The organism is Fulvivirga marina (genome assembly GCF_016775155.1).
Classification (GTDB): domain Bacteria; phylum Bacteroidota; class Bacteroidia; order Cytophagales; family Cyclobacteriaceae; genus Fulvivirga; species Fulvivirga marina.
In genome coordinates this window covers 214520-238323 of sequence record NZ_JAEUGD010000004.1, presented here as the reverse complement: position 1 = coordinate 238323, position 23804 = coordinate 214520, and the positions used below count along the sequence as shown (strand labels likewise).

The window sequence follows — 23804 nt, the reverse complement described above, 5'->3', positions numbered from 1 at the left end:
GCCAAGTCTTATGTATGGATCTTTCACCTGGAGACTGCTCTAAGTTAAATACCCAACTCTTCCTTGTGTGTTTTTAGTGAATCGATGATGAAGTCAATGTGCTCCTTCAGATCCACTTCAAATAGTTCTGCTCCTTTATAAACCTCATCCCGCTCCACCTTAGCAGCAAATCCTTTTTGCTTAAGCTTTTTTATAACAGATTTACTGGTTAGACTAACAATGCCTTCCGGGCGAACATGGCAACAGGCTATAACAAACCCGGTAAGTTCATCACAGGCTAACAGTGCTTTATCCAGATTATTCTCATATGGAACATTCCATTTGGTATAGTGTGCAGAAATAGCATGAGCCATTTTTTCTTCCTTAAGCTCGCGCAGTTGATTCACTATTCTGTTTGGGTGCTCGTTAGGGTAAGCTTCGTAGTCTGCATCGTGCAGGAGTCCTGTATTGGCCCATTCTACTGGGTCTTCTCCAAGTTTATTGGCATAGCTTTCCATTACAATCTCAACGCTGCGGGCATGGCGTAATAGACTCTCACCTTTGGTCATACTCTCGAGTATTTCCCGCGCTTCTTCTCTTGACATGAATTATAATCTCTTGATTTTTCTGAGCTTGAAGATAACAAAACTGGCACCAATAAACATAATGGTACCCATGAGCCCCAAAAGTATAACTATTCTACTATTTTCTACCTGTAAGTCTTTTATTTCTCTATCTTGTTTAAGTAGTTCAAGCTCTTTTTCCTTCTGCTGAAGCTCAAAGGTTATTTCCAACTGAGCAAGTTTTCTGCTACTTTCTTCGTTCTGTATATTATCCTTGACATCATCATAAAGCAGGCGAAAATCATACGCTTTCTTGTAATCACCTTTGCGGTAGTGAATATTTGCTAATCCTTGATAGATTAGCTTCAATATGGGGTTTGCATGGATTTTGATGGCAATTTCCATTGCTTTATTCTGGTGCTCCTCTGCCATGTCAATATGACCAAGCTCCATATGGGCAGAACCAAGATTGGAATAAGCCAGAGCCTGACCTAGCAGGTTATTGTTTTTTTGTTCGGCCTCAAGAGATAAATTGTAATATTCCAGCGCTTTGTCGTATTCCTTTCTGTAGAAGTATATATTGCCGATATTGTTCAATGGGTCAGAACTACTGTTGAGTTGGCCCATGCGTTGAGATAAATTGATAGCTTCAGCAAAATATTCCAAAGCTTTGTCTTCACGGCCGTTATCGCTATAGGCATTCCCTATATTGTTGAGTGTTCCTATCAGTTTCTGGTTGTTTTTTAGCTCTTTGAAGGCTTCATAAGACTCAATGAAATAAATAAGTGCCTTATCATATATCCCTTTCAGGGAGTAAACTGTGCCAATATTATTCATCGTAGAGGCCAGGCCCTCTTTATCATGGATTTCATCGGAGATGCGAAGCGATTCTATATAATACTCCAGCGCTTTGTCATATACACCTTGATTTTTGTATATAATACCCATGTTATTCAAAGCCGCAGCTTTCCCTTTCAGGTAGTTTATTTCTGTAGCTAGTTCAAGTGCTGCTTTTGCATATTCCAGTGCTTTAGCCGGATTGAGTTGGTTATAAACTATGTATAACTCATTCAGGGTATTTACTTTTTCTGGTCCTTTTGAAGTTGCTAGTTTTTCCTCAAGGCTATCCAATACCTGAGCGTTAGATACAAGAAATGTAAATGCACAGACTATGCTTAACAAAAGGTGCTTTCTCATGTTTAACAAATGCTTTGATATTATAAAGTTAACATTATAATTGATAACCAGAAGTCTATTTTTGCCGCTTAAATAATAGGCCTTCAAACATTTAGTGGAGCCATTTATCTTAAAGGTATATAAGTACCTTAATCAAATTAAACATACACCCATGAGAAAGATTATAATTCCAGTATTATTTTGTTTTTTGCTTTCCTATGACATCTATGCTCAAAACAGTAATACTGAGGAAAAAGCAGTGCTGGATGTAGTAGAACAGCTATTTGACGGAATGCGGGCTGCTGATAGTGCTATGGTTCATGCCGTATTTTACAATAAAGTAGAGTTTTATACTGCATTTACTAATAAAGAAGGGAAACGAGTACTTCATGAAGGAGCACTTCAGGGCTTTCTCGATGCGGTGGGCTCGCCACACGATGTTATATGGGATGAACTTATTTGGGATACTGAAATAAGAATTGATGGAAATCTTGCTCAGGTGTGGACGAAATATGCATTTTATGCTGGTGACAAATTCAGCCATTGCGGAGTGGATTCCTTTCATTTGTTTAAATCAGAAGTGGGCTGGAAAATATTCCATCTGACAGATACCAGAGAGTGGAAAAACTGTAACGTACCTGATGACATAAAGGAAAAACATAAAAAGAACCCATGAGAAAATACTTGTTTGCCGCAATTGCTATCTTATTCATTGGCCAGGTACAGGGGCAGGATGAGGAAGTAACGACACTTATACTGGTCAGACATGCCGAAAAGGCATTTGATAAAGAAGGTGATCCTGTTTTAACAGAGGAAGGGGAGAGGCGTGCGGAAGCTCTGGCAGGAGTACTCCATGAAGTTGGAGTTGATGCGGTATATTCAACTCCTTTTAAGAGAACCCGATTGACTGTTGCACCAGTAGTGGAAAGTAAAAGACTGGAAGTATTGGAGTACAACCCATTCAAGCTTGAAGATATGATACAAACTATTGAGGAGAACAGAGGTAAGACGCTGCTCATCTCAGGCCATTCCAATACAACCCCAGCTATCCTGAATATGCTGTTAGGTGAAGATAAATATATGCAACTGGACGAATCAGACTATGATAATTTATACATAGTCTATTACTTAGGTGTTGGAAAAGCCAAAGTATTACAACTTCAATATGGTGAACTATCCAGTGTAGAATAGGTTAACGAAAAGCAATTACCAGGAAAGACATGAGGCAATATTTTTGGGTACTGATCTTATTATTTGCATCATTAATGGCACATGCGCAGTACGATCAAGGGAGGAAGGTTGGAGCTAATACACGCCTTTGGCGTACAAAAGTTGAGTCTGAGCAGCTTTATTCTTTCGCTGTTGAGAAGGCCACTAGCGTAACCATTAGGTACGAAGGTATTCTTGAGGGAGCCTACATTGAGACTGCTGGGAAAAAGTACGCCTTATCGCAGGATGAGCATCATCAGGGAAAGAGCAACTCAACTAACCTGTTGATTTTTGATGCTTCGATATCCGAATTTAGCTTCTTCACTGGAGCTATTTCAGGAGAAATTCAAATCATTGTAATAGATGCAGAAAGGACAAAGAGGGTTTCGGGGGTACCTCGTTTAAATGAACAGTATGCGAAATGCGGTGAGCCTGCGATGGTTGATCAAAGTATTTGGAGGGAAGGACTACCGGAACCTTCTTACAACCGATCATTTACTGTTACTGAAAATATAATCATACACCATTCGGCTACCTCTAATGAAGTGAGCGACTATACCAATGTGGTTCGCAATATTTACCTTTATCACACTCAGGGCAATGGTTGGTCGGATATCGGCTATAATTATTTAATAGCTCCTGATGGTACCATCTTTAAAGGTAGGGACCCTGGAAATGGGGATCAGGATGCTGTCATCGGAGCTCACTTTTGTGGTAGGAATAGTACAACTATGGGAGTATGTTTGATGGGAACATACACCAACATTTCTCCATCAGATGAAATGCTGGAGTCCTTGTCACTATTGTTGTCATGGAAAGCAGATAAAGGCGGATTGAACCCTTTTGCAACTAATTCGCATCCCTTAAATACAGCCTTGCCAGTAATTGCCGGGCACCGTGATGGATGCAGCACGGAATGTCCGGGACAGGCTACCTATGGTAGGTTGGTAGAAGTCAGGAATACAACAGCTGACGCTATTGAGGCATGTAGCGAAAAGGAAACAGCGATGTTTTCTATATACCCAAATCCAGCCTCATCATTTTTTAAAGTAGAATTGGTGGGTGGTGATGACCATCGTTTTGAGCTTTATGATATGAGGGGCCAGTTTTTTAAAATTGAGCCGCAACAGATGCATGATGAGATAGCTACCTTTTCTACAGGTCACCTTATTTCTGGTGTCTACATTTTACATTATCAGTCGGCAGACGAGTTGATAAAACGACGTTTGATAGTCTCCAATTAATTATAATTAAACAAATGTCATGATCATGGTAAGTTTAAAATTTGAAAGACAAAGTTTGTTTAAATGGTGGAGATGTTATTGGAAAAGGTAGCTATGGTCCTAAAACAGGTGTGTACATTGACCCGTGGAGGCCAGTGCGTAATGCGTTAATTAATAACGGGCATGCAGGCCATAGTCGGTGGGACACTAATACTACCTGAGTGCAGCATCAGCCATGCCAGTTATTAAGTGTCGTTTGAGAGGAAATGGTCAGGTTACCCACTATCAATGGGGTACATTTCTCTTTTCATCCGACCGGACACATTATAGGGGCAGCACAGATAAAAGTAGAGCATAAAGGGGAGGTTTGGGTAATTTCAGGAGACTAAGGTTGAAGATGATGAACTTTCAGAAGCTTTGAGCCTGTAAAGAAGTGTAGCACCTGAATAGATATTTGAGATCGCTTTTGAACGTATAAGCAAGTCTGCAAGGCACAAACCGGGAATTGCACTAAGATTTCTCAGAATAAAACGTTGGAGAAATACACTGACAGACCTTCAGCAACTACTTGATGTTTATGGGCAATTTCCAGAGAAATGAATGTTTTTATTCAAATGTTTTACAATGTGGAAACCAAAGCCTCAGACTAGCGTTCAACTACCATTGAACCAGTAAATATCAACTAAAACAAATAAAAATAAGTAACCAAACCAGAAAAAATGGAATATAAAAGACTCGGAAAATCAGGGCTACAAGTAAGTAGATTATCCCTTGGATCGTGGCTGACATTCGGTAAGCAAATAGGAGACAATACTGCTGATGACTTGATGACATTGGCTTATGATCATGGGATTAATTTTTTTGATAACGCTGAGGCCTATGCAGGAGGCAAGTCGGAGGAAGTGATGGGGGAGGTGCTCAAAAAGAAGGGCTGGAGAAGGGATAGTTATATTGTGTCTAGCAAGGTGTTTTTCGGTGCAGACGGAGGTATGAAAAATTTGAAGCCTACGCAGGTTGGGTTGAACAGAAAACATGTGGTGGAGGCTTGTCATCAGGCCTTGAGTAGGCTTCAGGTAGACTACCTTGACCTTTACTTTTGCCATCGTCCAGATAAACAAACCCCCATAGAGGAGACTGTGTGGGCGATGCATAACCTAATTCAGCAGGGAAAGGTGTTGTATTGGGGAACCTCAGAGTGGAGTGCTCAAGAGATTATGGAAGCGCATATGGTTGCCAGGCAATACAATCTTATCGGGCCGACTATGGAACAACCGCAATACAACATGTTTGTTCGCGAAAAAGTAGAAGTTGAGTACTCGCAAATCTATAAAACTGTAGGTCTGGGGACTACTATTTGGTCGCCGCTCGCTAGTGGGGTGCTTACGGGTAAGTATAATGATGGGTTTCCCGAAGGCACCAGGTTGGGAATCGAAGGGCTGGAATGGTTGAAAGACCGGTCATTGGCTGAAGAGAACCTTGCTAAGGTTAAGCAGCTTACAGCATTATCCAACGATATGGGAATGAGCATGCCTTTGCTTGCTTTGGCTTGGTGCTTGAAAAATGATAATGTAAGTACAGTTATTCTTGGAGCATCAAAGAAAGAGCAGTTGCAGGAAAACCTGAAAGCAATAGAAGCTAAGGAAAACCTTACGCCTGAGGTTATGGAGAAAATAGAGGGCATACTTGGGAATAAACCGGAACATCCGGTTTTTTAAATAAAATACCAATAGCATTGAGAGAGGTCTCAAAAGTCTCACATTATTCCAGGCTTGATTTGGAGCCTAGAAATAGGTAGAAGCAAATGAGGAGGTTCTGATTCAGATAGTCACCAAGGCAGAGTGATGACAGAAATGACTTTTGAGACGGCTCTTTATATGCGCTGAAAAACGAGCCTTTAAATTGTTGATTAATGCCGAACGACTTTAGCATTTATACAACATTCTTTATACTACCCAGACTCTTCTTATACAAAATGCTTCTTTTGTAATATTGCTGATTATGATCTGTAAGAACTGTAGTAATCGTTTCGAGGGAAATTTTTGTAATAACTGCGGGCAAAGTGCAAAAGTAAGAAGGTTCAGTTTCTTTTATTTTGTGAAAGAAAATTTCTTTTCATCTCTGGATATCGAAAATGGCCTTTTTTATACCATCAAACTTTTGTTTTTGAGGCCTGGTGTAGCTATTAGAGAATATCTGGAGGGCAAGCGAGTGAGTTTGTATGTGCCTATTAAATATCTTTTGCTAATAGGAGCACTGGCTGCCTTGGTGTCTATGCGGTTTGACCTTTTTTTAAGTGAGAAGCCAGGGCCGGTGTTACATGTGCTACCAGTTGATCATTTAGGTGCATTTCTGTCTTTTGCTGAGGAGTATGCCACAGTTATTAATGTTATTGCCATTCCGGTGTTCGCACTGTTTTCTTGGCTTTTCTTTTTTGAGAGTAAGTATAATTATACTGAAAATCTGATTTTAAACATCTACATTACAGCGCAGCAATTGATAATGTTGCTTTTAATATTTCCTGTAATTGCGCTTATCCCCACTTGGAAAGAGGAGGTTATTGCTATTTATAGTGCTATTACGCTGATCTATAACTTGTGGGTGTACTTTACTTTTTTTAAAATCGTAAAATTTGTGCAGGTAGCTAAGGCTTTTTTTGCATTGATATGTGCCTATTTGTTGCAGTTTGTACTGAACTATGGGTTCTATCTGTTCATGTGGAATAAGCTGAAGGGGAATGTAGCCATTTTCCAGTAACTCGGGAAAAATGGCTACTTAAATGATTTTAGTCTAATTGGTAACCAGCTATAGTGCTGGATCCTGTTTGATAAAACACCTGGCCGGTGACATCATCAACAGCATAGTTCGGTTTTTTTTCTTTTCCTAGGTCTATATATGCATCAGCTTTTCCCGTGTTTTTGTTCACCTTTAGCAGTGCATTTTTATTTCCTTCTTGTTTAGATAGTATCACCATAAAATCACGGGCCTGAGTCGACGCTTTGAAACGGGCACTAGCCTGCTTGAAAGACTTTTTGGCAAAATCCGAGGCCGCATCACCCAGCTCACCATAGGCTTGACCAATGCCTTCCACCATGGCTCCTGCTAGTGCATCTTCCTGTTTTACTTGGGGAGCTGCAGATTGATATGCTCCGGAAGCAGCGTAGGCGCTTGCACCTATATAAGCAGCCCGCACCGCCTGAGCATAGAGCAACGCTCTTTTTAAACCAGGTTCCCTTGGGGCTTCGTAGTAATTTTGATAGGTTAAACTACCGGAAAGATCAAATAAAGCAACATTCTGATCTGAGTGTATGAAAATTCCATTGTCCCTAACCTCCAAACCAGTTGGGGATTCTTTGCCTTCAAATTTGAGCTCAACACCAGATAAATCACTAACTGAGCTGTTGGCTTTGTTCAGCACTTTCAGTTTATCATTCTTTGTGTCAAAAATGAAGAACTTATCTTCTATGCTGCCAACCAGAGATGGAGAAGTAGGAATAGAACTATCTAACAATAGCTCGCCTGATGATGTATTCAGTACATTGGCTTCTTCCGTGGTTACAAAGAACACACCATTACCAATTTTTTCTGTGCGTACCACTTCCCCGTCTATTTTGACAGGTTTTTCAAAAGTTAGTATGCCCAGGTTGAGGTCCAGAAATGTTAAATAATTTCTGTCTCCATTTTTAGAAATGAGCAAAAGGCCATTTCCTACTGCTACATAATCATAAATGCCACCTTTTACTTTTATGCCTCTGCCCTTTTTACCCCAGCTACTTTCCTGATTTTTATGGTTATACAGATTGATTTTGGTGTTGGAACCATCGTCAGGTAATATTACCAAGTCCCGTCCATGAAAGTAAAGTTGACTCAATCGGCCATTAACTTCAAGTGGCTTTTCCCAAAGTCGAGCACCATCACTCATGTTATAAGCATAAAATACCGATGAATATGTGACAGGAGTAGATGATGAACTGCTAATGGAGGACTCCTTTTTTTGTTCTGATCCGACATAAAAAACGTCCATCATAGGGTGTTTGTAAAACTTTACGTTGAAATCCATACCTTCGGCCTGCTGCGTGGCCACTTGCTTCATAAGTCCTCCAAAAGCGCCCAGTTTTTCCAGTTGCTTGTTTGCTTCAGATACATCGTTTTTCCAGATTATCTCACCTGATTTACTGTTGATTTTATAGTTGTTAAATAAGGTTACTATGAGAAGTTCATTTGAATTCAACTCATTAACACTAACAACCCTACCGTAGTCATCACTTAGTTTCCACGCTATTTTCCCATCCGCCAGGTTGGCAAAAACCATAGCAGGTTTATTTGAGGCGTCCTTTCCCGCAATTAAAATTCCATTGGTTTTGTAGAGTACGTAATCATCCAGAATTTCAACTATTCCTGCTTTTTGTGAGTCAAATTTAATTTCGCCCGAAAACGGGTCAATCATAAAGATATCTCCATTATTATTGACGGATACCAAGGGAGAGGAGCCCACCTGTTGTACACCATCTTGAGTTATGCCTCCAAACCGTGTAAGCTCCCATTGTATTTTGCCCGTTTCAGGAGCTACTGCAGTAAGGGCGGAGGAGGTTCCTATAAGAAGGTGACCTGCTGGAGTTACTTGCTGCCAGTTAGCACTCCCCTGAAGAGAGGTGTTCCATTTTTCTTTGACTTGTGATATGCAGACCGAACTAAATATGATCAACATAGAGGTCATGGTAATTTTTATATTCATATTGATAGAGATTGGTAAAAAAAATAATTATTACTATTGCCGAATGTCCAATATCCATACCAAGTTGAAACGAGGTCCGCAATTCCGGCTCTTTTTAAGTTAGTGATTATATATAAGAAATCATACCATTGCTTTAGCTGATAGGAAGCCCTGGTAAGGGATATATAAAGATATAATTGTCTGAAATTGCTGACTAATAATCTATTATGTGATTATGAAAAAAGTGATAGAATATTATAGCTCTCTGTATAAAACGTATACATTCGTTAGTCCCGATTGTTGATGCTGATAGGCGTTAGGAATTTCACCAACAATTTGAAAATCAAGACTCTTCCATAATGATATTGCAGTGATATTTGATTTTACAACAAAGTTAAATTGCAGCGCATGGTAACCGAGCCTTTTAGCTTCTTTAATGCTGAATTGCCCCAGTTTTTTGCCAAGCCCAAGCCCTCTGAGGTTTGGATGTACCATATAACCGGCATTAGCCACATGAGATCCCAGCCCGGGCTGATTATCAGTAATAAAAAACGTGCCTACTATACTTTTTTGATACTCTGCTACATAGGTGTACATCTTTTCAGCCATCCAGTACGCCAGCATTTTTTCCTTTGAAGAATCTGGGGCAAAAGCATAAGAATCTCCTGATTTTATAACCTTATGTATGATATCCCAAATTTGGTCTACATCACGAGATTTTGCAGCTCTGATAATTAATTCGTCGGTCATTGATCTAATCTATTACCTTCAATTGATTTTTAATTTTTACTACTATTTCTCTGATCACTTTCAATAAAAAATCTACATTCTCTTTTTGCAACCTATGGTTAATGAGACAGGCTCGTACCACTGGACGGTTATTAAGTGTAGTACCTGTAATAAACACCCTGCCATCTGCTTCCAGTTCGGGTATGATCTTTTTATTGAGTTCGTCTATCAGGGATTGGCTTAAGCTTCTGTCATTTGCAATATATCGAAAACAGACCACGGAAAGATCAGGATGATTGCAAAGCTCAAAATCAATTGACTTTTCAATAGTCTCAGCAAGGTATTTAGTTAGTCGAATGTCTTTGTGGATGCACGACCTAATAGCAGAGGCGCCGTAGGCCTTAAAACTCATCCATATTTTCAGGGCCTTGGCGCTTCTGGAAAGCTGAAAATGATGTTCGTTGAAATCAAATCTATTATCAGTTTTTGAGTCAGAGTCAAGGTAAGCCGCCCTTTTATAGAAAGTTCTGTTAAGATCAGACCAATTTTTTACAAGCGTGCACCCGGCTTCAAAAGGTTGATATAGCCATTTGTGGAAGTCAATAGCAACAGAGTCAGCCAAGTCAAGTCCTTTAAACCTGTCATGTAAAGATTTCAGAGAGGCAGCCAGCCCTCCATAAGCCCCATCTATATGAAACCACATATCGTATTTATGAGCTAGTGCTGCTAACTTATCCAGAGGGTCAATCGCTCCTGTATTGACCGTTCCGGCATTGCCTATAATGCAAAAGGGCCTTTTACCATCCTGGATATCTTGCTTGATCTGATTTTCAAGAGCATGTAAGTCTATGGTGAAGTCATCCAGAGAGTTTACTTTTTTATAATTATCAGTACCTATACCCAAAAGCTCAATGCTTTTATCAATACAACCATGTGTTTCATCCGATGCATAGACTGTGAACGGTTTTAATCCGAATAGTCCCTGTTTCCTGATGTCATATTTTTCAAACATCACATTTCTTGCCACTGTAAGACCTGTTAAATTGGCCGCCGAACCCCCACTGACCAGTACACCTCCAGCCGAGGAATCATACCCAATGAATTGACTTCCCCATTGAACTACTCTTTTTTCTAATTCACTCATAACAGGGGCAAGGTGCCATTTTCCTACATTCTGATTGATCGCAGCTACTAACATTTCAGAAAGAACTGAAACCTGGGTGCCACCGGTCATCACATAAGCATACATATTGGTGCCAATATTTAAAGTAGCAGTGTCGATCACTTTTTCTTTAACTTGATCGAGTAGAAGATTAGCATCCAACCCATTTTCAGGAACAGGTTCGTTGAACCACAATTCTACCTTCTGAGGAGTAAGCCCGGAGTAGGCTTTTGCCGTATCCAGGTTTTGGTAGCGATCAATAATGATATCACTGGTTTTTAACAGTAACTCCGAGAATTTTTCAAGAGTGTAATCAAGAGAATTATTTTGTTCCATTGTTAAATTCATTTAATGTCCTTTCCATAAAACTTTGTTGGGATAGCTCTTGCTCCAGATGATCTAAAAGAGTCAAAAAGTTGGTATCCTTTAGCATATTCTCAATTCCTTTAGTACCTGCGACCCATAATTTTTGATATTCAGGGAGCATTTTCTTTGCTTTCTGTGTCAAAGTTATCCACTGGCGGCGACCATCGGTAGGGCAAGGTTCAGATTGTAAATAACCAGCCAGAGTCATTTTGTTGATGATAGTAATAACCGATGGGTGAGAAAACTGAAGCTTTTCAGCAATGTCAGTTACAGATAGGTTGCCATGTTTTTCAAGTAACTTAAAAATCAAATACCAATTTGGTTCAATGTCTACATTGAGGTTCTTGTACATCTGTCGCCCACTGTGGATCATACTGTCGCTAATACGCTTTAGTCGTGATGCCAGAGAAAGGTAGCCCAGCTCTTTAATGAAATCTTCGTGCATAATATGTAGTTAACTACGTAAATGTATAAAAAAACAAATGTAGTTAACTACATAAATTAAATATTTAATTTTTTCCTGATGTGATGTATTTTAGAGGGTATGACGGACCCAGGGAACCTGACGCTTGCCCATAATTGGTTTAAACAAAAAGGATGGAAGTCCTTTGCTTTTCAGGAGGAAGCGTGGGAAGCCTATCTTCGAGGGTATCACGGTCTTGTCAATGCTCCAACAGGTAGTGGTAAGACGTATTCTCTGGTCATACCTATTTTGCTTGAGTACCTCCGAGAGCGGCAGAGTGAGGTGACATCACCCAGGAAAAGAGATTTAGGACTAAGAGCTATCTGGATAACTCCAATAAAAGCGTTGGCTAAGGAGATTGGGAACTCCACCCAAAGAGCAGTTGATGGACTTGATATTGACTGGCATGTAAAGTTGCGTACGGGAGATACTTCTTCAGCCGAGCGGGAGAAAATGAAAAAGAATCCGCCGGAGTTTATGATAACCACTCCGGAAAGCCTACAGCTTATGCTGGCGCAGAAGGGCTATGAAAAGTTTTTTAAAAATCTTCGAACCGTAGTCTGTGATGAGTGGCATGAACTGATGGGTTCCAAAAGGGGGGTGCAGATGGAGTTGGCTTTATCCAGACTCAAGACGATTTGCCCTAAGCTAAAAGTATGGGGTATATCGGCAACCATTGGCAATATGGATGAGGCCTTGCAGGCACTTTTAGGATCCTCTTTAAAAAAGAAAAAATATAAGGTTATCAAATCTGATATCAGGAAATTCATTGAGGTAGAATCTGTATTACCTGATACGGTAGAAAAACTGCCCTGGGCCGGACACTTGGGCACAAATCTCATTGATAAAGTGATTCCGATTATTCAAAAAAGCAAAAGCACGCTCATTTTTACTAATACGCGTTCATTTGCCGAAATATGGTATCAAAAACTGCTGGATAGATCACCTGACCTGGCAGGCATCATGGCCATGCATCATGGTTCAATTAGCAGAGAACTCAGAGACTGGGTTGAAGATGCTCTGCATAATGAGCAGCTTAGGGCGGTGGTATGTACATCCAGCCTGGATCTTGGTGTTGACTTCAGGCCGGTTGAAACTATAATACAAATAGGTAGTCCTAAGGGTGTTGCCCGGTTTATGCAGCGAGCAGGACGCAGTGGCCATCAGCCAGGAGCTTTAAGTAAGATATATTTTGTTCCAACACATTCCCTTGAATTGATAGAAGCTGCAGCATTGCGTGATGCCATTGCCAATGGCATCGTTGAAGACAGGGTGCCATACCTTCGCTCTTTTGATGTTTTGATTCAGTACCTGGTGACATTGGCAGTTTCTGATGGGTTTAAGCCAGATGAAATTTTTTCAGAGGTGAAGGGTACCTTCTGCTATAGTAGCATTACTCAGGATGAGTGGAGTTGGCTTCTTAACTTTATTTCAACTGGAGGAGCAGCATTGACAGCGTATGATGAATACCGGAAGGTAGAGATCGAGGAGGGGTTTTATAAGGTTACCAACAGGCGAATAGCCATGAGACACCGATTATCTATCGGTACCATAGTAAGTGACTCTTCCCTCCAGGTGAAATACGTTAGCGGAAAATACATAGGGACAATAGAAGAATGGTTCATCGCCAGGCTTAACCCTGGTGATGTTTTTTGGTTTGCTGGTCGTAATCTGGAATTGGTGCGTATCAAGGATATGGTAGTGCAGGTTAGAAATACTAAAAAAAAAGCAAAAGCAGTACCTTCCTGGCAAGGAGGGCGAATGCCGTTATCATCCCAGATGTCGGTAGTCCTTCGAAAAAAGTTACATGAAATAACACTCAAAAATTTTGATCACGACATTGAACTGCGGTTTTTGAAGCCCCTGATGGACTTGCAAAAGGAGCGGTCTCATTTGCCTACGAAAAACGAATTTCTGATAGAATACTTCAAAAGTACTGAAGGCTATCATGTGCTAATGTACCCATTTGAAGGAAGGGCTGTACATGAGGGCATGGCAGCATTGCTGGCCCATCGCATATCAAAAATAACTCCTATAACCTTTAGTATTGCGATGAATGACTATGGCTTTGAGTTACTTTCAGATCAGGAGATTCCACTTTATGAGGCTTTAGAAACAGATGTGTTATCTGCTGATAATCTATGGCAGGATATTCAGGCCAGTATTAATAGTGTAGAGATGGCCCGCAGGCGGTTCCGGGATATAGCAGCGATTTCTGGTCTGGTATTTAAAGGGTACCCGGGTCATCAGGTAAAAGATCGGCACTTGCAATCTTCATCGCAGTTATTTTTTGACGTTTTTAATGATTATGAGTCACACAACTTACTTTTACTGCAGGCCTATGAAGAAGTGATGGAATTTCAGTTAGAGGAGGCGCGAATGCGAAATGCTCTATTGCGGATCAACAAACAAAAGTTCATTGTCACAGAACCAGATAAGCCCACGCCATTTGCTTTTCCTATCATGGTTGACAGGCTCAGAGAAAAGTTGAGTTCCGAAAAGTTGGAAGATCGTGTGAAACGCATGCAGCTACAGTTTGACTAGAACAAATCCCTGCCATTTTTGCAGGTTTGTTTGAAGGGAATGGATTTTGATGGTTAACAGATTGAATTTTAAATTAAAAATTATGTCAAAATTTCAGGAATTAATTAAAGGGGACCAACCTGTTTTGGTTGATTTTCATGCTACCTGGTGTGGTCCATGTAAAATGATGGCACCTATGCTTGATGAGCTAAAATCAGAAATTGGTGATAAAGCGAGAATTATAAAAGTTGATGTTGATAAAAATCAACAAGCAGCAGCCACTTATGGTGTACGGGGAGTGCCTACTTTAATACTTTTCAAAAACGGACAAATTAAGTGGAGACAATCGGGAGTAGTACCGGTTAATCAGTTGAGAGCTGTGATTGATCAGAATGCTTAGGAAATTTTTGATAAATGTCAAACTTATTTAACTTGCGCAGTTAACTATAATGAAGTAAAACTGGTGTAGCGCTGATTACCCTTGTTTTGACTATTTCTGTGCTTTTAAAATAACTGACAATCATGTATTTTCTTATCAGGCGAGTTTTCATTCTTATTGTTTTATTTGTATTTGGTGCTTCTTCTGTAAATGATGTAATAGCACAGCATTCGGTTGCCCGACAATGGAACGAAGCTTTGTTATCTGCCATTAGGGTAGATTTTGCCAGGCCTACTGTTCATGCAAGAAATTTGTTTCACACTTCTGTCGCTTTGTATGATTCCTGGGCAGTCTATAGTGGAGGTCAGGCCAGTACTTTTCTTCTTGGAAAAACGGTCGGTGATTTTAACTGTGAGTTCAAGGGCATTCAGTCTCCTTCCGATTTGAAATCGGCCAGAGAGACTACAATTAGCTATGCAGCATATAGGTTACTTTCTCATAGGTTCAAAAATTCTCCAGGAGCTTCGGCATCATTAGATTCATTTGATGCTTTGATGGCAGAACTGGGGTATGATATTAACTTTACATCGACAGATTATAGTACTGGTTCCTCAGCAGCTTTGGGTAACTATATCGGTCAAAGCTTAATTGATTTTGGTTTTCAAGATGGATCGAATGAGGAAGGTGGTTATGAAAACACTTACTATCAACCTGTTAATTCACCACTTTTGCCTGCTTTACCAGGTAATCCCGATATTGTTGATCCCAATCGGTGGCAGCCCTTAACTCTTGATATTTTTATTGATCAATCCGGAAATGTAATTCCGGGAGCGACCCCGGAATTTCTTGGACCTGAATGGGGCAAAGTTCAGCCATTTGCTTTAACCAAAGAGAATCTCACAATCTATGAAAGGGGGGGCAATGACTATTGGGTCTACCATGATCCAGGTGCTCCACCATATTTGGGGGGTGAGCTATCTGATGAATATAAATGGACATTTTCTTTGGTATCTGTATGGTCAAGTCACCTTGATCCTTCCGATAGCGTTATGATTGATATATCTCCTGCTTCAGTAGGTAACGCAGATCCTTTGCCTGAGAAGTTGGAAGATTATAGAACTTTCTATAACCTTCTTGAGGGAGGGGTGTCAGGTTCTGGTCGTGCTATCAACCCATATACAGGTCAGCCTTATGAACCTCAGGTAGTTCCAAAAGGTGACTATGCCAGGGTTTTGGCAGAATTTTGGGCAGATGGGCCAGACTCAGAAACACCTCCAGGGCACTGGTTCACAATTCTTAATTATGTCAATGATCATCCTCTTTTTGAAAAGAAAATGAAAGGAGAGGGGGCTGTGTTGGATGATCTTGAATGGGATGTTAAAGCTTACCTTACACTAGGTGGAGCCATGCATGATTGCGCGGTTTCGGCTTGGGGAATAAAAGGATGGTATGATTATATTCGGCCTGTTTCAGCCATTCGCTATATGGCAGATCAAGGACAAAGTTCAGATCCTGGTAAAGCAAGTTATTCAGAGAATGGCATACCTTTAATTGAAGGTTACATAGAATTGGTTGAAACAGGGGATTCTCTTGCAGGTGCTGATAACGAAAATGTAGGTAAAATTAAGCTTTATGCATGGAGAGGACATGATTATATTGATAACCCAGAAGTCGATGTAGCTGGGGTTGGGTGGATTTTGGCTGAGAACTGGTGGCCTTATCAACGGCCTTCTTTCGTTACGCCACCCTTTGCAGGTTATTTAAGCGGGCATTCTACTTTCTCAAGAGCTGCCGCAGAGGTGCTTACTCTTTTGACAGGGGATGAATATTTCCCTGGGGGGATGGGGGAATTTCATGCAGGAAAAAACTCATTTCTTGTTTTTGAAGAAGGGCCTAGTGTTGATATAGTTTTGCAATGGGCGACATATGCTGATGCTTCTGACCAGACCAGCCTATCGAGAATTTGGGGAGGCATACACCCTCCTGCAGATGATATTAGAGGGAGAATTATTGGAAAGGAAATTGGAGTAAATACTTTTAATCGAGCTAGTATGTATTTCAATGGAATGGTGACTGCTGTTGAGGAAAAAACAGCTCCATTGGTTAATGAAGTGCAGGCATATCCAAACCCTGTTTTACGAGGCGAATATGTCACTATTGATGTTGGTAGGGAAACCTCTACAATATCGTATGAGATGTTTGATACGATGGGTCGGGTGATTTATCAAAAAAACTCTTTAAATACAGATGCAGGTGTGGTTAAAATCGCAATGAGCGATGTTCCTCAAGGTGTTTATTACCTAAGAATAATTAGTAGCCATATTAACCATACCTATAAACTTAAAGTTGACTAGTTCTATTTTATAACAAAGATTAAATTATATAGAGACAATCGGGAGTGGTACCGGTTAATCAGTTGAGAGCTGTGATTGATCAGAATATAAAATAGAATCATGGAGGTTTGAAATATATTGTTGTCATTGTTCGATATACTTCTTTTGGATTACTTTGTTGACTTCAAATTACTTAATTCATCTGGCTGGCAACGTGTCTGAAGAAGTAACTCTATATAATAATACATTTTTACTGTGCTCTGAAAAGGCTGTTTTATGGAAGTCAGAGGGTGTACTTTTGATATCAGATCTACATCTGGGCAAAGTCAATCATTTTCGTAGGTCTGGAATAGCCGTGCCTCATAATCCTAATGATCAAAACATAGAGCGGCTAATAACACTGCTACAGGAAGTGCAGCCTGATCGTGTGCTATTTATGGGCGACCTTTTCCATAGCCACTATAATACTGAGTGGGAAGTATTTGGTCAGGTACTTAAATGCTTTCCTGCAATTTCATTTGAGCTGGTTATGGGTAATCATGATATCATGAGTGACTATCAATACCAGAAACACCAACTGGTGATGCATAAGAAACCGTTGGAGATGGGGGCCTTTATTATGTCTCATGAGCCATTGGAGGGGGTTCCCGAAGGGTGTTATAATTTTGCTGGCCACATTCACCCTGGCGTGCATCTTAGAGGTAAGGGACGTCAGGGGATAAAACTGCCTTGCTTTTATTTCGGGAAAAATCAAGCCCTGCTGCCAGCATTTGGAGAGTTTACCGGACTATATAAGATCAAGCCTAAAGTTGGAGATCAGGTGTTTGTAATCGTGGATGGTAAAGTAATCAAAGTTTAGAGGCTTAGATGTAATGAGCCTTTAAATCCTATCAGTTTAAAATCATTTTGTTATATTTCAGAGATGAGGTAATCATTCTCAAAACTAAATAGGTTACCCTTAGACAAAGTATATGGCAAAAGATCAGGAAAGAATTGATGAACTTCTTAATAAGCTTGAGACACTATTGTTTCGTCAAGAGCAGTTTAAGAAAGAAATAGATCAGCTAAGAGCAGAGATTTACAGACTTAAAGGCTCATCCGCTCCACCCGATGATGTAAGGGAAGTAAAAACATATGCAACTGAGACCATAAAAGCAGATTCATTACCAATTGCTAAGAAGCATCTTCCAGAAGTTGAGAAAAAGGAAAGTTTTGTTGAGTCAGCATTCGGCAAAGCTATACCTAAGGTGAAATCTGATTTCGAGAAATTTATTGGTGAAAACCTGATTAGTAAAATAGGTATTGCCATTACTGTTTTGGGAGTTGCGGTCGGAGCTAAATATGCTATTGATAACCAGCTTATCAGCCCACTTACCAGGATCATTTTAGGATACATAGTAGGTGCCGGTCTTTTAGGGTTTGCCTTTAAGCTCAAAAGCAAGTATGAAAACTTTAGTGCCGTATTGCTCAGTGGAGCAATGGCTATTATGTATTTCATAACGTTTGCAGCCTACTCATTTTATGATCTTTTTCCTCAGTCGGTAGCATTTGTACTGATGGTAGTGTTCACGGCGTTTACAGTATTTGCTGCACTTCAATATGATAGGCCTGTAATTGCCCATATTGGCCTGGTAGGTGCTTATGCTGTGCCTTTTTTGCTGAGTGAAGGTTCTGGGAAAGTAGCAGTTTTATTTACCTATATAGCCATTATCAATGCAGGTATCCTGATTGTAGCGATTAAGAAATATTGGAAATCACTTTACTATTCGGCCTTTGTCCTGACATGGCTTATTTATAGCGCCTGGTACATGGATAGGTACAATCAGGAGTACTTTGGGCTTGCATTTATATTCCTGAGTGTATATTTCGTTATCTTTTATATTACCTTTCTTTCTTACAAGCTCATCAAGAAGGAAAAATACGGAAAGGGAGATGTTGTGCTGCTTCTGCTCAACTCATTTATATTTTATGCTTTTGGCTTTGATCTACTGGAAAGAGATGAAGTAGGCGAACACCTCCTTGGGCTTTTTAGTTTGGTCAATGGAGTAATACATGCTGCGGTAAGCTTTGTAATCTACCGTCAGCGGCAGGCTGATAAGAATTTGTTTTATATGGCTGTAGGGCTTGTAATGGTTTTTGTTACCATTTCAGTGCCTGTACAACTCGATGGCAACTGGGTTACATTGCTCTGGGTAGGCGAAGCTACCCTGCTATTTTGGATAGGAAGGAGTAAGAATGTTCCGGTATATGAGAAATTGTCATACCCATTGATGGCACTGGCCTTCATAAGCCTGCTTCATGACTGGTCAGAAAATTATGAGAGTTACTATTATGACGACTTAGGCACCAGAACGGTGTTTCTGTTAAACATAAATTTTCTTACCTCCATTCTCTTTGCGGGGGGCTTTGGGTTTATGACCTTTTTAAATGAAAAGATTTCAACACCTGAAAATTTTGGAGATAAACGAGGGTTGTTTAAAATAGTGCGTTATGGCATCCCTGTAATTTTTATTTTCACTCTCTATAAGGCCTTTCAGGTTGAGATAGCCAATTACTGGGACCAGCTATTTTTGGATTCTGAGGTTCATGCTGATAACTACGAACGAAATTATGCCCTGGAGTTTTTTAAGGTTATATGGGTGCTTAACTATACTATGCTTTTCATCTCTCTGTTATCGTTAGCCAATATATGGGAGGTGAAGAATAAAGTGCTTTCATATGTGAATATGGTGTTGAACCTCTTTGTGCTTCTTGTATTTTTAACACAAGGGCTGTACGCCTTAAGTGAATTGCGAGAGCTTTATATTGATCAAACGCTGTCAGAGTACTATAGCAGGGGTGTATTTTATGTGGGTGTACGGTATGTGAGCTATTTGTTTGTTGCCTTGTTGATGTTCTCTATTCATAACTATGTAAAATCATTCTTTTCCGGGGAAGGTTTTAGACGAGCATTTTACCTTATATTTCATGCCAGTATATTGTGGGTAGTAAGCAGTGAGCTGATCAACTGGATGGATCTTGCAGGTTCAGTACAATCTTATAAATTAGCTTTGAGTATTTTATGGGGACTATATGCCGTGTTGCTAATTATACTTGGTATTATTAAACGACAAAAATACCTTAGAATAGCGGCTATTTCACTTTTTGGAGTTACTCTTGTGAAGCTATTCCTCTACGACCTGGCATCATTGGATACTATTGGAAAAACTATTGTCCTGGTTTCGTTAGGGGTTTTGCTACTCATAATTTCATTCTTATATAATAAGTACAAACATGTTATATCCGATGAGGCTCAGAATTAATATCATTACAATCCTTTTTGTCATGTTGATGTCGTCTGCCTTTGGTCAGATGAAGGATTATCGCTTTAAAAGAGAACTCAGAGAAATATCAGAACTGTGGCATAAAATCATATTACCTAATGATATTTTTAGTAAAGTATCTCACGGTCTGTCTGATATAAGAATATATGGTATCACCACCTCAAACGACACCTTGGAAGCTCCATATGTACTTCGTGTAAATGAAGATACTTATTCTAATAGGCAGGTTGATTTCAACCTGATTAATTCTACTCACAACCGGAAAGGTTATTATTATACTTTTGAAGTGCCATCGATTGAGGGTATTAATCATATTCAATTGGATTTTCAGGGCACTAACTTTGACAGATATGTGACTCTGGAAGGTAGCCATGATCAGAAAGAATGGTTTACTATATTGAAATCTTCAAGAGTTTTGTCCATTGAAAATTCTCAGACTCAATACACCTTTACTTCTCTTACATTCCCTTCGGCCAAGTATCAATACATACGCTTGTTTATCCCGGAAAACGGTAAAATGCCAATACTGAATTCTGCAAGACTTACGGAAGAGAAATTTGAACCCGGGAATTATGTAACACATGATGTTTTGAACACTTCGATCAGAGAAAATCAGGATCGAAGACAAACCGAAATTGAATTGGATTTGGAAAGTATTGTTTCAGTGTCACAGATAAAGGTTAATGTGGTAGATCAATTCGATTATTACAGACCTGTTAGCATTGAGTATCTTCACGACAGTGTTAAAACTCCGAACGGCTGGAAGAAACAATACAGGGTCGCGTTTAATGGAATGCTTAGTTCACTTGAAAGTAATGAGTTTAGATTTAGAAATGTCTTTACTCATAAAGTAAGGGTAGTCATTCGGAACTTTGATAACAATCCTCTAAAGTTTGAGGGTTTTGTGGTAAAAGGTAATGTTTATGAGCTTCATGCCAGGTTCACTGAACCGGCTTCATATATACTGGTATATGGTAATGATCGAGCCACAAGCCCTAACTACGATATAGTTAACTTTGCAAATAAAATTCCGGAGGCAATATCTACACTTACATTGGGGCAGGAGGAAGTCATAGATAAGGTGCCGATAGACCCAGTGGTCCCCATTTTTGAGAATAAAACATGGCTTTGGGTGGTAATGGGGCTAATTATTTTTGTCTTGGGATGGTTTTCTGTACATATGATAAGGAAGTAGCTTTCAGACAGCTTTGGAGTAGTTTGGGGAGGCGGACATTTTGTTTGTCTAGTAGTGTTTTGCCACGGGTAGGGATGTCTTAGCAATTCCGACCCACACATTCTAGAGTTGTTACTAGTTTCGTTTTCCAGTTCAAACCTTCAAATATTAATGGAAAGCTTTAACCAGAGAACAGTATATCTTAACTAAGCCTTTTAAAATAATAGGTACAGGGTAGATTAAATGCCTTATAAGTAAGTAATTTGAACAGGGTGCTAAAAAAAATATTACCTTTTGTAACATTCCATTAGATGCATCGTCTTGCTATTGAATCATGAGTTTGGAACAATTTAAAACCCGGGTATTACCAGTTAAAGACAAGCTTTATCGCTTTGCTTTACGATTCCTCAAGGATGAGGATGATGCAAGGGATGTTGTTCAGGAGGTATTGATCAAAGTATGGAATAAGAGGGATGGCATGAATCAGCTGGAGAATATGGAAGCCTGGTGCATGAGAATTACTCGCAATGTTTCTCTTGATCGGTTAAAATCGAAACACAGTAAATATACAGATCCCATGAGAGAAGGGTTTGATGTTAGTGGAGGGGAAAATGAAACGCCTTATCGCGCGGCAGAAATGAGTGATATGATGAAAAACATCGGAAGCTTCATAGAAGCACTACCAGAAAAACAGCGGCAGGTAATTCAATTGAGAGATGTTGAAGGGTATAGTTATAAGGAGATCAGCGATATTCTGGAGATTGATATGAATCAGGTAAAAGTGAACCTGTTTAGAGCTAGAAAAGCAGTGAAAGAAAGTTTATTAAACATCAATGCATATGGACTTGGATAGGATAGAGCAGTTGTTGGCTAAATATTGGGATTGTGAGACCACGCTTGAAGAGGAAAAAGAACTCAGGAAGTTCTTCAATTCGGATAGTGTACCTACAAGGTGGCAGGCTATTGCACCTTTGTTCAGGTACTACGAACATGAAAAGAAAAATGGCCAGTTGGACGGCTTGTTTGATGAGCAGGTACTGGCTCAAATAGACACAAAACGGGCTGAGTCGACAGGAGATAAAGGCAAGGTGGTTCGTATGTTTTATGACATTGCCAAAGTGGCTGCAGTGGTACTGATATTGGTTACGGCAGGCTATTTTGTGAGGGAAGAATATCTCAATAAAAAGGATAAGATGGACCCTTATATTGCAGATACCTTTGAAGACCCGAAAGAAGCATTTGAGGAAACGAAAAAAGCGTTGATGCTGATTTCTAAAAACTTTAACAAAGGTAGAAAAGAGGTTGAAAAAGTGGGTGTATTCAGTGAAGCCCAGGAAAAAATAAAAGAGACAGAAGCATTATAAATATAAAAAAATGAAAAAGGTAATTGTATTAGCCATAGGAATGATGATCACTGTGCAGCTAAGCGCACAGGATGCTATTAGTAAGTTTTTTAGCACATATGAAGAAGACACAGACTTTACTCATGTATCCGTAACCAGTCGTATGTTCGGTCTTTTTACCAACCTGGAAATGGATAGTGAGGAAGATCAGGAAGTGATGGATGCTATCAGTAAACTTAAGGGATTGAAGATTCTTGCTAAAGAGAATACTACTAAAGGAAAAGAATTGTACAAAGAAGCTTTCTCACTAATTCCTAAAAGTGAGTATGATGAATTGATGTCAGTAAGGGATGAAGATAAGGATATGAAATTCATGATCAAGGAGAAGGATGGTAAGATCAGCGAACTTCTGATGGTGATGGGGGGTGATAATGAGTTCTTTATTCTGACACTTTTCGGAGAAATCGACCTGAAGCAGATCTCTAAAATATCAAGGGCCATGGATATCGATGGGCTGGAAGGTTTGGAAAAACTGGATGGAGGAAAAAAGGATAAATAAGATTAAAATAATAACAAGGTAAAAACTCAAAACAAATCAAATTATGAAAAAGTTAATTGCAACACTCGTATTAGTTGGTTCGGTAAGCTTTGGATGGGCACAGAGCAAAACAGTACAGGATTTTCAAAACAAGTATAAAGATGATCGTGATGCAAAGGTAGTATCACTTAACGGAAGTCTGTTTGAGCTTATCGGGTCTATTGCTTCCTATGCTGAGGACGATGAAGATTCAGAGACCATCGCCAGAATTGCCAAAGGAATTGAGTCTATGGAAATACTGGCAATCCCTATGCATAAATCAGGTTTCGATAGCAAGTCTATGGATGACATGAGGGATGCTTTGAAGAAAGAAAAATATGAAGAGCTTATGACCGTGAAGGAGGGAAGTAACCGTATGTATTTTATGACTCAGGGCACTGAATCACAAGTGAAGAACATGCTGGTAATTATGAGGGAAGACGAAGAGTTTATGGTTATGAGTATCAATGGAACTTTGGAAATGAAGGATTTGGCTTACCTGGCTAAGAATCATAAAAACTGGGAGTAATAGTACTTATTCAAGCCCCTGGTACTGATAAGTTTATGCTTG

General features: G+C 39.7%; 22 protein-coding genes. 16 read left to right on the top strand and 6 right to left on the bottom strand.

What is annotated here, in order from left to right; genetic code table 11:
* Positions 1-44: 44 nt before the first annotated feature.
* Both JMN32_RS02825 and JMN32_RS02820 read right to left on the bottom strand, forming a co-directional pair.
* The gene (locus JMN32_RS02825; protein ID WP_202854764.1) at positions 45-584 is read right to left on the bottom strand and encodes an HD domain-containing protein; all 540 of its coding nucleotides are present in this window, start codon (positions 582-584) and stop codon (positions 45-47) included.
* A 3-nt stretch (positions 585-587) separates the two neighbouring features.
* Positions 588-1739, bottom strand: coding sequence for a tetratricopeptide repeat protein (locus tag JMN32_RS02820; RefSeq protein WP_202854763.1), 1152 nt, complete (start codon positions 1737-1739; stop codon positions 588-590).
* A 151-nt stretch (positions 1740-1890) separates the two neighbouring features.
* Between JMN32_RS02820 and JMN32_RS02815 the strand changes: the two genes are divergently transcribed.
* The 6 genes from JMN32_RS02815 to JMN32_RS02790 all read left to right on the top strand — a co-directional run bounded on the left by JMN32_RS02815 (position 1891) and on the right by JMN32_RS02790 (position 6904).
* The gene (locus JMN32_RS02815) at positions 1891-2394 is read left to right on the top strand and encodes a nuclear transport factor 2 family protein (protein ID WP_202854762.1); all 504 of its coding nucleotides are present in this window, start codon (positions 1891-1893) and stop codon (positions 2392-2394) included.
* Positions 2391-2909 (top strand): phosphoglycerate mutase family protein, encoded by a 519-nt coding sequence (locus JMN32_RS02810; protein ID WP_202854761.1) that lies wholly within the window; start codon positions 2391-2393, stop codon positions 2907-2909. Before JMN32_RS02815 ends, JMN32_RS02810 begins: the two co-directional genes overlap by 4 nt.
* Before the next feature lie 29 nt (positions 2910-2938).
* On the top strand, positions 2939-4171 hold the full coding sequence (locus JMN32_RS02805) for an N-acetylmuramoyl-L-alanine amidase (protein WP_202854760.1): 1233 nt from the start codon (positions 2939-2941) through the stop codon (positions 4169-4171).
* Positions 4172-4212: 41 nt separating this feature from the next.
* Complete coding sequence (locus tag JMN32_RS02800) at positions 4213-4371, top strand: hypothetical protein (protein WP_202854759.1); 159 nt, start codon at positions 4213-4215, stop codon at positions 4369-4371.
* A gap of 498 nt (positions 4372-4869) precedes the next feature.
* Positions 4870-5865: a potassium channel beta subunit family protein gene (locus JMN32_RS02795; protein WP_202854758.1), complete on the top strand. Its 996-nt coding sequence runs from the start codon at positions 4870-4872 to the stop codon at positions 5863-5865.
* Between the two features lie 283 nt (positions 5866-6148).
* A complete protein-coding gene (locus JMN32_RS02790) occupies positions 6149-6904 on the top strand; it encodes a DUF3667 domain-containing protein (protein ID WP_202854757.1) in 756 nt (251 codons plus the stop codon).
* Positions 6905-6932: 28 nt separating this feature from the next.
* On the opposite strand, the gene JMN32_RS02785 is transcribed toward JMN32_RS02790, so the two are convergent.
* The 4 genes from JMN32_RS02785 to JMN32_RS02770 form a co-directional block, all read right to left on the bottom strand.
* On the bottom strand, positions 6933-8882 hold the full coding sequence (locus JMN32_RS02785) for an outer membrane protein assembly factor BamB family protein (protein WP_202854756.1): 1950 nt from the start codon (positions 8880-8882) through the stop codon (positions 6933-6935).
* Positions 8883-9116: 234 nt separating this feature from the next.
* The gene (locus JMN32_RS02780) at positions 9117-9611 is read right to left on the bottom strand and encodes a GNAT family N-acetyltransferase (protein WP_202854755.1); all 495 of its coding nucleotides are present in this window, start codon (positions 9609-9611) and stop codon (positions 9117-9119) included.
* Positions 9612-9615: 4 nt separating this feature from the next.
* A complete protein-coding gene (locus JMN32_RS02775) occupies positions 9616-11088 on the bottom strand; it encodes a pyridoxal phosphate-dependent decarboxylase family protein (protein WP_202854754.1) in 1473 nt (490 codons plus the stop codon).
* Positions 11075-11563, bottom strand: coding sequence for a MarR family winged helix-turn-helix transcriptional regulator (locus JMN32_RS02770; RefSeq protein WP_202854753.1), 489 nt, complete (start codon positions 11561-11563; stop codon positions 11075-11077). Before JMN32_RS02770 ends, JMN32_RS02775 begins: the two co-directional genes overlap by 14 nt.
* A 99-nt stretch (positions 11564-11662) precedes the next feature.
* On the opposite strand from JMN32_RS02770, the gene JMN32_RS02765 reads away from it, so the two are divergent.
* The 10 genes from JMN32_RS02765 to JMN32_RS02720 all read left to right on the top strand — a co-directional run bounded on the left by JMN32_RS02765 (position 11663) and on the right by JMN32_RS02720 (position 23762).
* A complete protein-coding gene (locus JMN32_RS02765; RefSeq protein WP_202854752.1) occupies positions 11663-14125 on the top strand; it encodes a ligase-associated DNA damage response DEXH box helicase in 2463 nt (820 codons plus the stop codon).
* Positions 14126-14207: 82 nt separating this feature from the next.
* Positions 14208-14504: a thioredoxin gene (trxA, locus tag JMN32_RS02760; protein ID WP_202854751.1), complete on the top strand. Its 297-nt coding sequence runs from the start codon at positions 14208-14210 to the stop codon at positions 14502-14504.
* Between the two features lie 122 nt (positions 14505-14626).
* Entirely contained in the window at positions 14627-16837 is a 2211-nt protein-coding gene (locus tag JMN32_RS02755; RefSeq protein ID WP_202854750.1) for a DUF6851 domain-containing protein, read from the top strand.
* 193 nt (positions 16838-17030) lie between these two features.
* Positions 17031-17675 (top strand): ligase-associated DNA damage response endonuclease PdeM, encoded by a 645-nt coding sequence (pdeM, locus tag JMN32_RS02750; protein ID WP_202854749.1) that lies wholly within the window; start codon positions 17031-17033, stop codon positions 17673-17675.
* 112 nt (positions 17676-17787) lie between these two features.
* Positions 17788-20118, top strand: a complete 2331-nt coding sequence (locus JMN32_RS02745) for a DUF2339 domain-containing protein (RefSeq protein ID WP_202854748.1) — start codon at positions 17788-17790, stop codon at positions 20116-20118.
* Positions 20102-21334, top strand: a complete 1233-nt coding sequence (locus JMN32_RS02740; protein ID WP_238354319.1) for a DUF3999 family protein — start codon at positions 20102-20104, stop codon at positions 21332-21334. The genes JMN32_RS02745 and JMN32_RS02740 overlap by 17 nt, the downstream gene beginning before the upstream one ends.
* A 313-nt stretch (positions 21335-21647) precedes the next feature.
* The gene (locus tag JMN32_RS02735; protein WP_202854747.1) at positions 21648-22166 is read left to right on the top strand and encodes an RNA polymerase sigma factor; all 519 of its coding nucleotides are present in this window, start codon (positions 21648-21650) and stop codon (positions 22164-22166) included.
* Positions 22153-22677: a hypothetical protein gene (locus tag JMN32_RS02730; protein WP_202854746.1), complete on the top strand. Its 525-nt coding sequence runs from the start codon at positions 22153-22155 to the stop codon at positions 22675-22677. Before JMN32_RS02735 ends, JMN32_RS02730 begins: the two co-directional genes overlap by 14 nt.
* Before the next feature lie 10 nt (positions 22678-22687).
* Positions 22688-23215: a DUF4252 domain-containing protein gene (locus tag JMN32_RS02725; protein WP_202854745.1), complete on the top strand. Its 528-nt coding sequence runs from the start codon at positions 22688-22690 to the stop codon at positions 23213-23215.
* Positions 23216-23258: 43 nt separating this feature from the next.
* Positions 23259-23762 (top strand): DUF4252 domain-containing protein, encoded by a 504-nt coding sequence (locus JMN32_RS02720; RefSeq protein ID WP_202854744.1) that lies wholly within the window; start codon positions 23259-23261, stop codon positions 23760-23762.
* Positions 23763-23804 lie beyond the last annotated feature (42 nt).

What these genes read in the sequence shown, in the direction of transcription:
- JMN32_RS02745 (WP_202854748.1), top strand. Translation starts at nt 17,788, where the DNA reads ATGGCAAAAGATCAGGAAAGAATTGATGAACTTCTTAATAAGCTTGAG.
- JMN32_RS02810 (WP_202854761.1), top strand. Translation starts at nt 2,391, where the DNA reads ATGAGAAAATACTTGTTTGCCGCAATTGCTATCTTATTCATTGGCCAG.
- JMN32_RS02775 (WP_202854754.1), bottom strand. Translation starts at nt 11,088, where the DNA reads ATGGAACAAAATAATTCTCTTGATTACACTCTTGAAAAATTCTCGGAG.
- JMN32_RS02755 (WP_202854750.1), top strand. Translation starts at nt 14,627, where the DNA reads ATGTATTTTCTTATCAGGCGAGTTTTCATTCTTATTGTTTTATTTGTA.
- JMN32_RS02815 (WP_202854762.1), top strand. Translation starts at nt 1,891, where the DNA reads ATGAGAAAGATTATAATTCCAGTATTATTTTGTTTTTTGCTTTCCTAT.
- JMN32_RS02825 (WP_202854764.1), bottom strand. Translation starts at nt 584, where the DNA reads ATGTCAAGAGAAGAAGCGCGGGAAATACTCGAGAGTATGACCAAAGGT.
- JMN32_RS02720 (WP_202854744.1), top strand. Translation starts at nt 23,259, where the DNA reads ATGAAAAAGTTAATTGCAACACTCGTATTAGTTGGTTCGGTAAGCTTT.
- JMN32_RS02780 (WP_202854755.1), bottom strand. Translation starts at nt 9,611, where the DNA reads ATGACCGACGAATTAATTATCAGAGCTGCAAAATCTCGTGATGTAGAC.
- JMN32_RS02740 (WP_238354319.1), top strand. Translation starts at nt 20,102, where the DNA reads ATGAGGCTCAGAATTAATATCATTACAATCCTTTTTGTCATGTTGATG.
- JMN32_RS02765 (WP_202854752.1), top strand. Translation starts at nt 11,663, where the DNA reads ATGACGGACCCAGGGAACCTGACGCTTGCCCATAATTGGTTTAAACAA.
- trxA (WP_202854751.1), top strand. Translation starts at nt 14,208, where the DNA reads ATGTCAAAATTTCAGGAATTAATTAAAGGGGACCAACCTGTTTTGGTT.
- JMN32_RS02820 (WP_202854763.1), bottom strand. Translation starts at nt 1,739, where the DNA reads ATGAGAAAGCACCTTTTGTTAAGCATAGTCTGTGCATTTACATTTCTT.
- JMN32_RS02725 (WP_202854745.1), top strand. Translation starts at nt 22,688, where the DNA reads ATGAAAAAGGTAATTGTATTAGCCATAGGAATGATGATCACTGTGCAG.
- JMN32_RS02805 (WP_202854760.1), top strand. Translation starts at nt 2,939, where the DNA reads ATGAGGCAATATTTTTGGGTACTGATCTTATTATTTGCATCATTAATG.
- JMN32_RS02795 (WP_202854758.1), top strand. Translation starts at nt 4,870, where the DNA reads ATGGAATATAAAAGACTCGGAAAATCAGGGCTACAAGTAAGTAGATTA.
- JMN32_RS02790 (WP_202854757.1), top strand. Translation starts at nt 6,149, where the DNA reads ATGATCTGTAAGAACTGTAGTAATCGTTTCGAGGGAAATTTTTGTAAT.
- JMN32_RS02730 (WP_202854746.1), top strand. Translation starts at nt 22,153, where the DNA reads ATGGACTTGGATAGGATAGAGCAGTTGTTGGCTAAATATTGGGATTGT.
- JMN32_RS02735 (WP_202854747.1), top strand. Translation starts at nt 21,648, where the DNA reads ATGAGTTTGGAACAATTTAAAACCCGGGTATTACCAGTTAAAGACAAG.
- JMN32_RS02770 (WP_202854753.1), bottom strand. Translation starts at nt 11,563, where the DNA reads ATGCACGAAGATTTCATTAAAGAGCTGGGCTACCTTTCTCTGGCATCA.
- JMN32_RS02785 (WP_202854756.1), bottom strand. Translation starts at nt 8,882, where the DNA reads ATGAATATAAAAATTACCATGACCTCTATGTTGATCATATTTAGTTCG.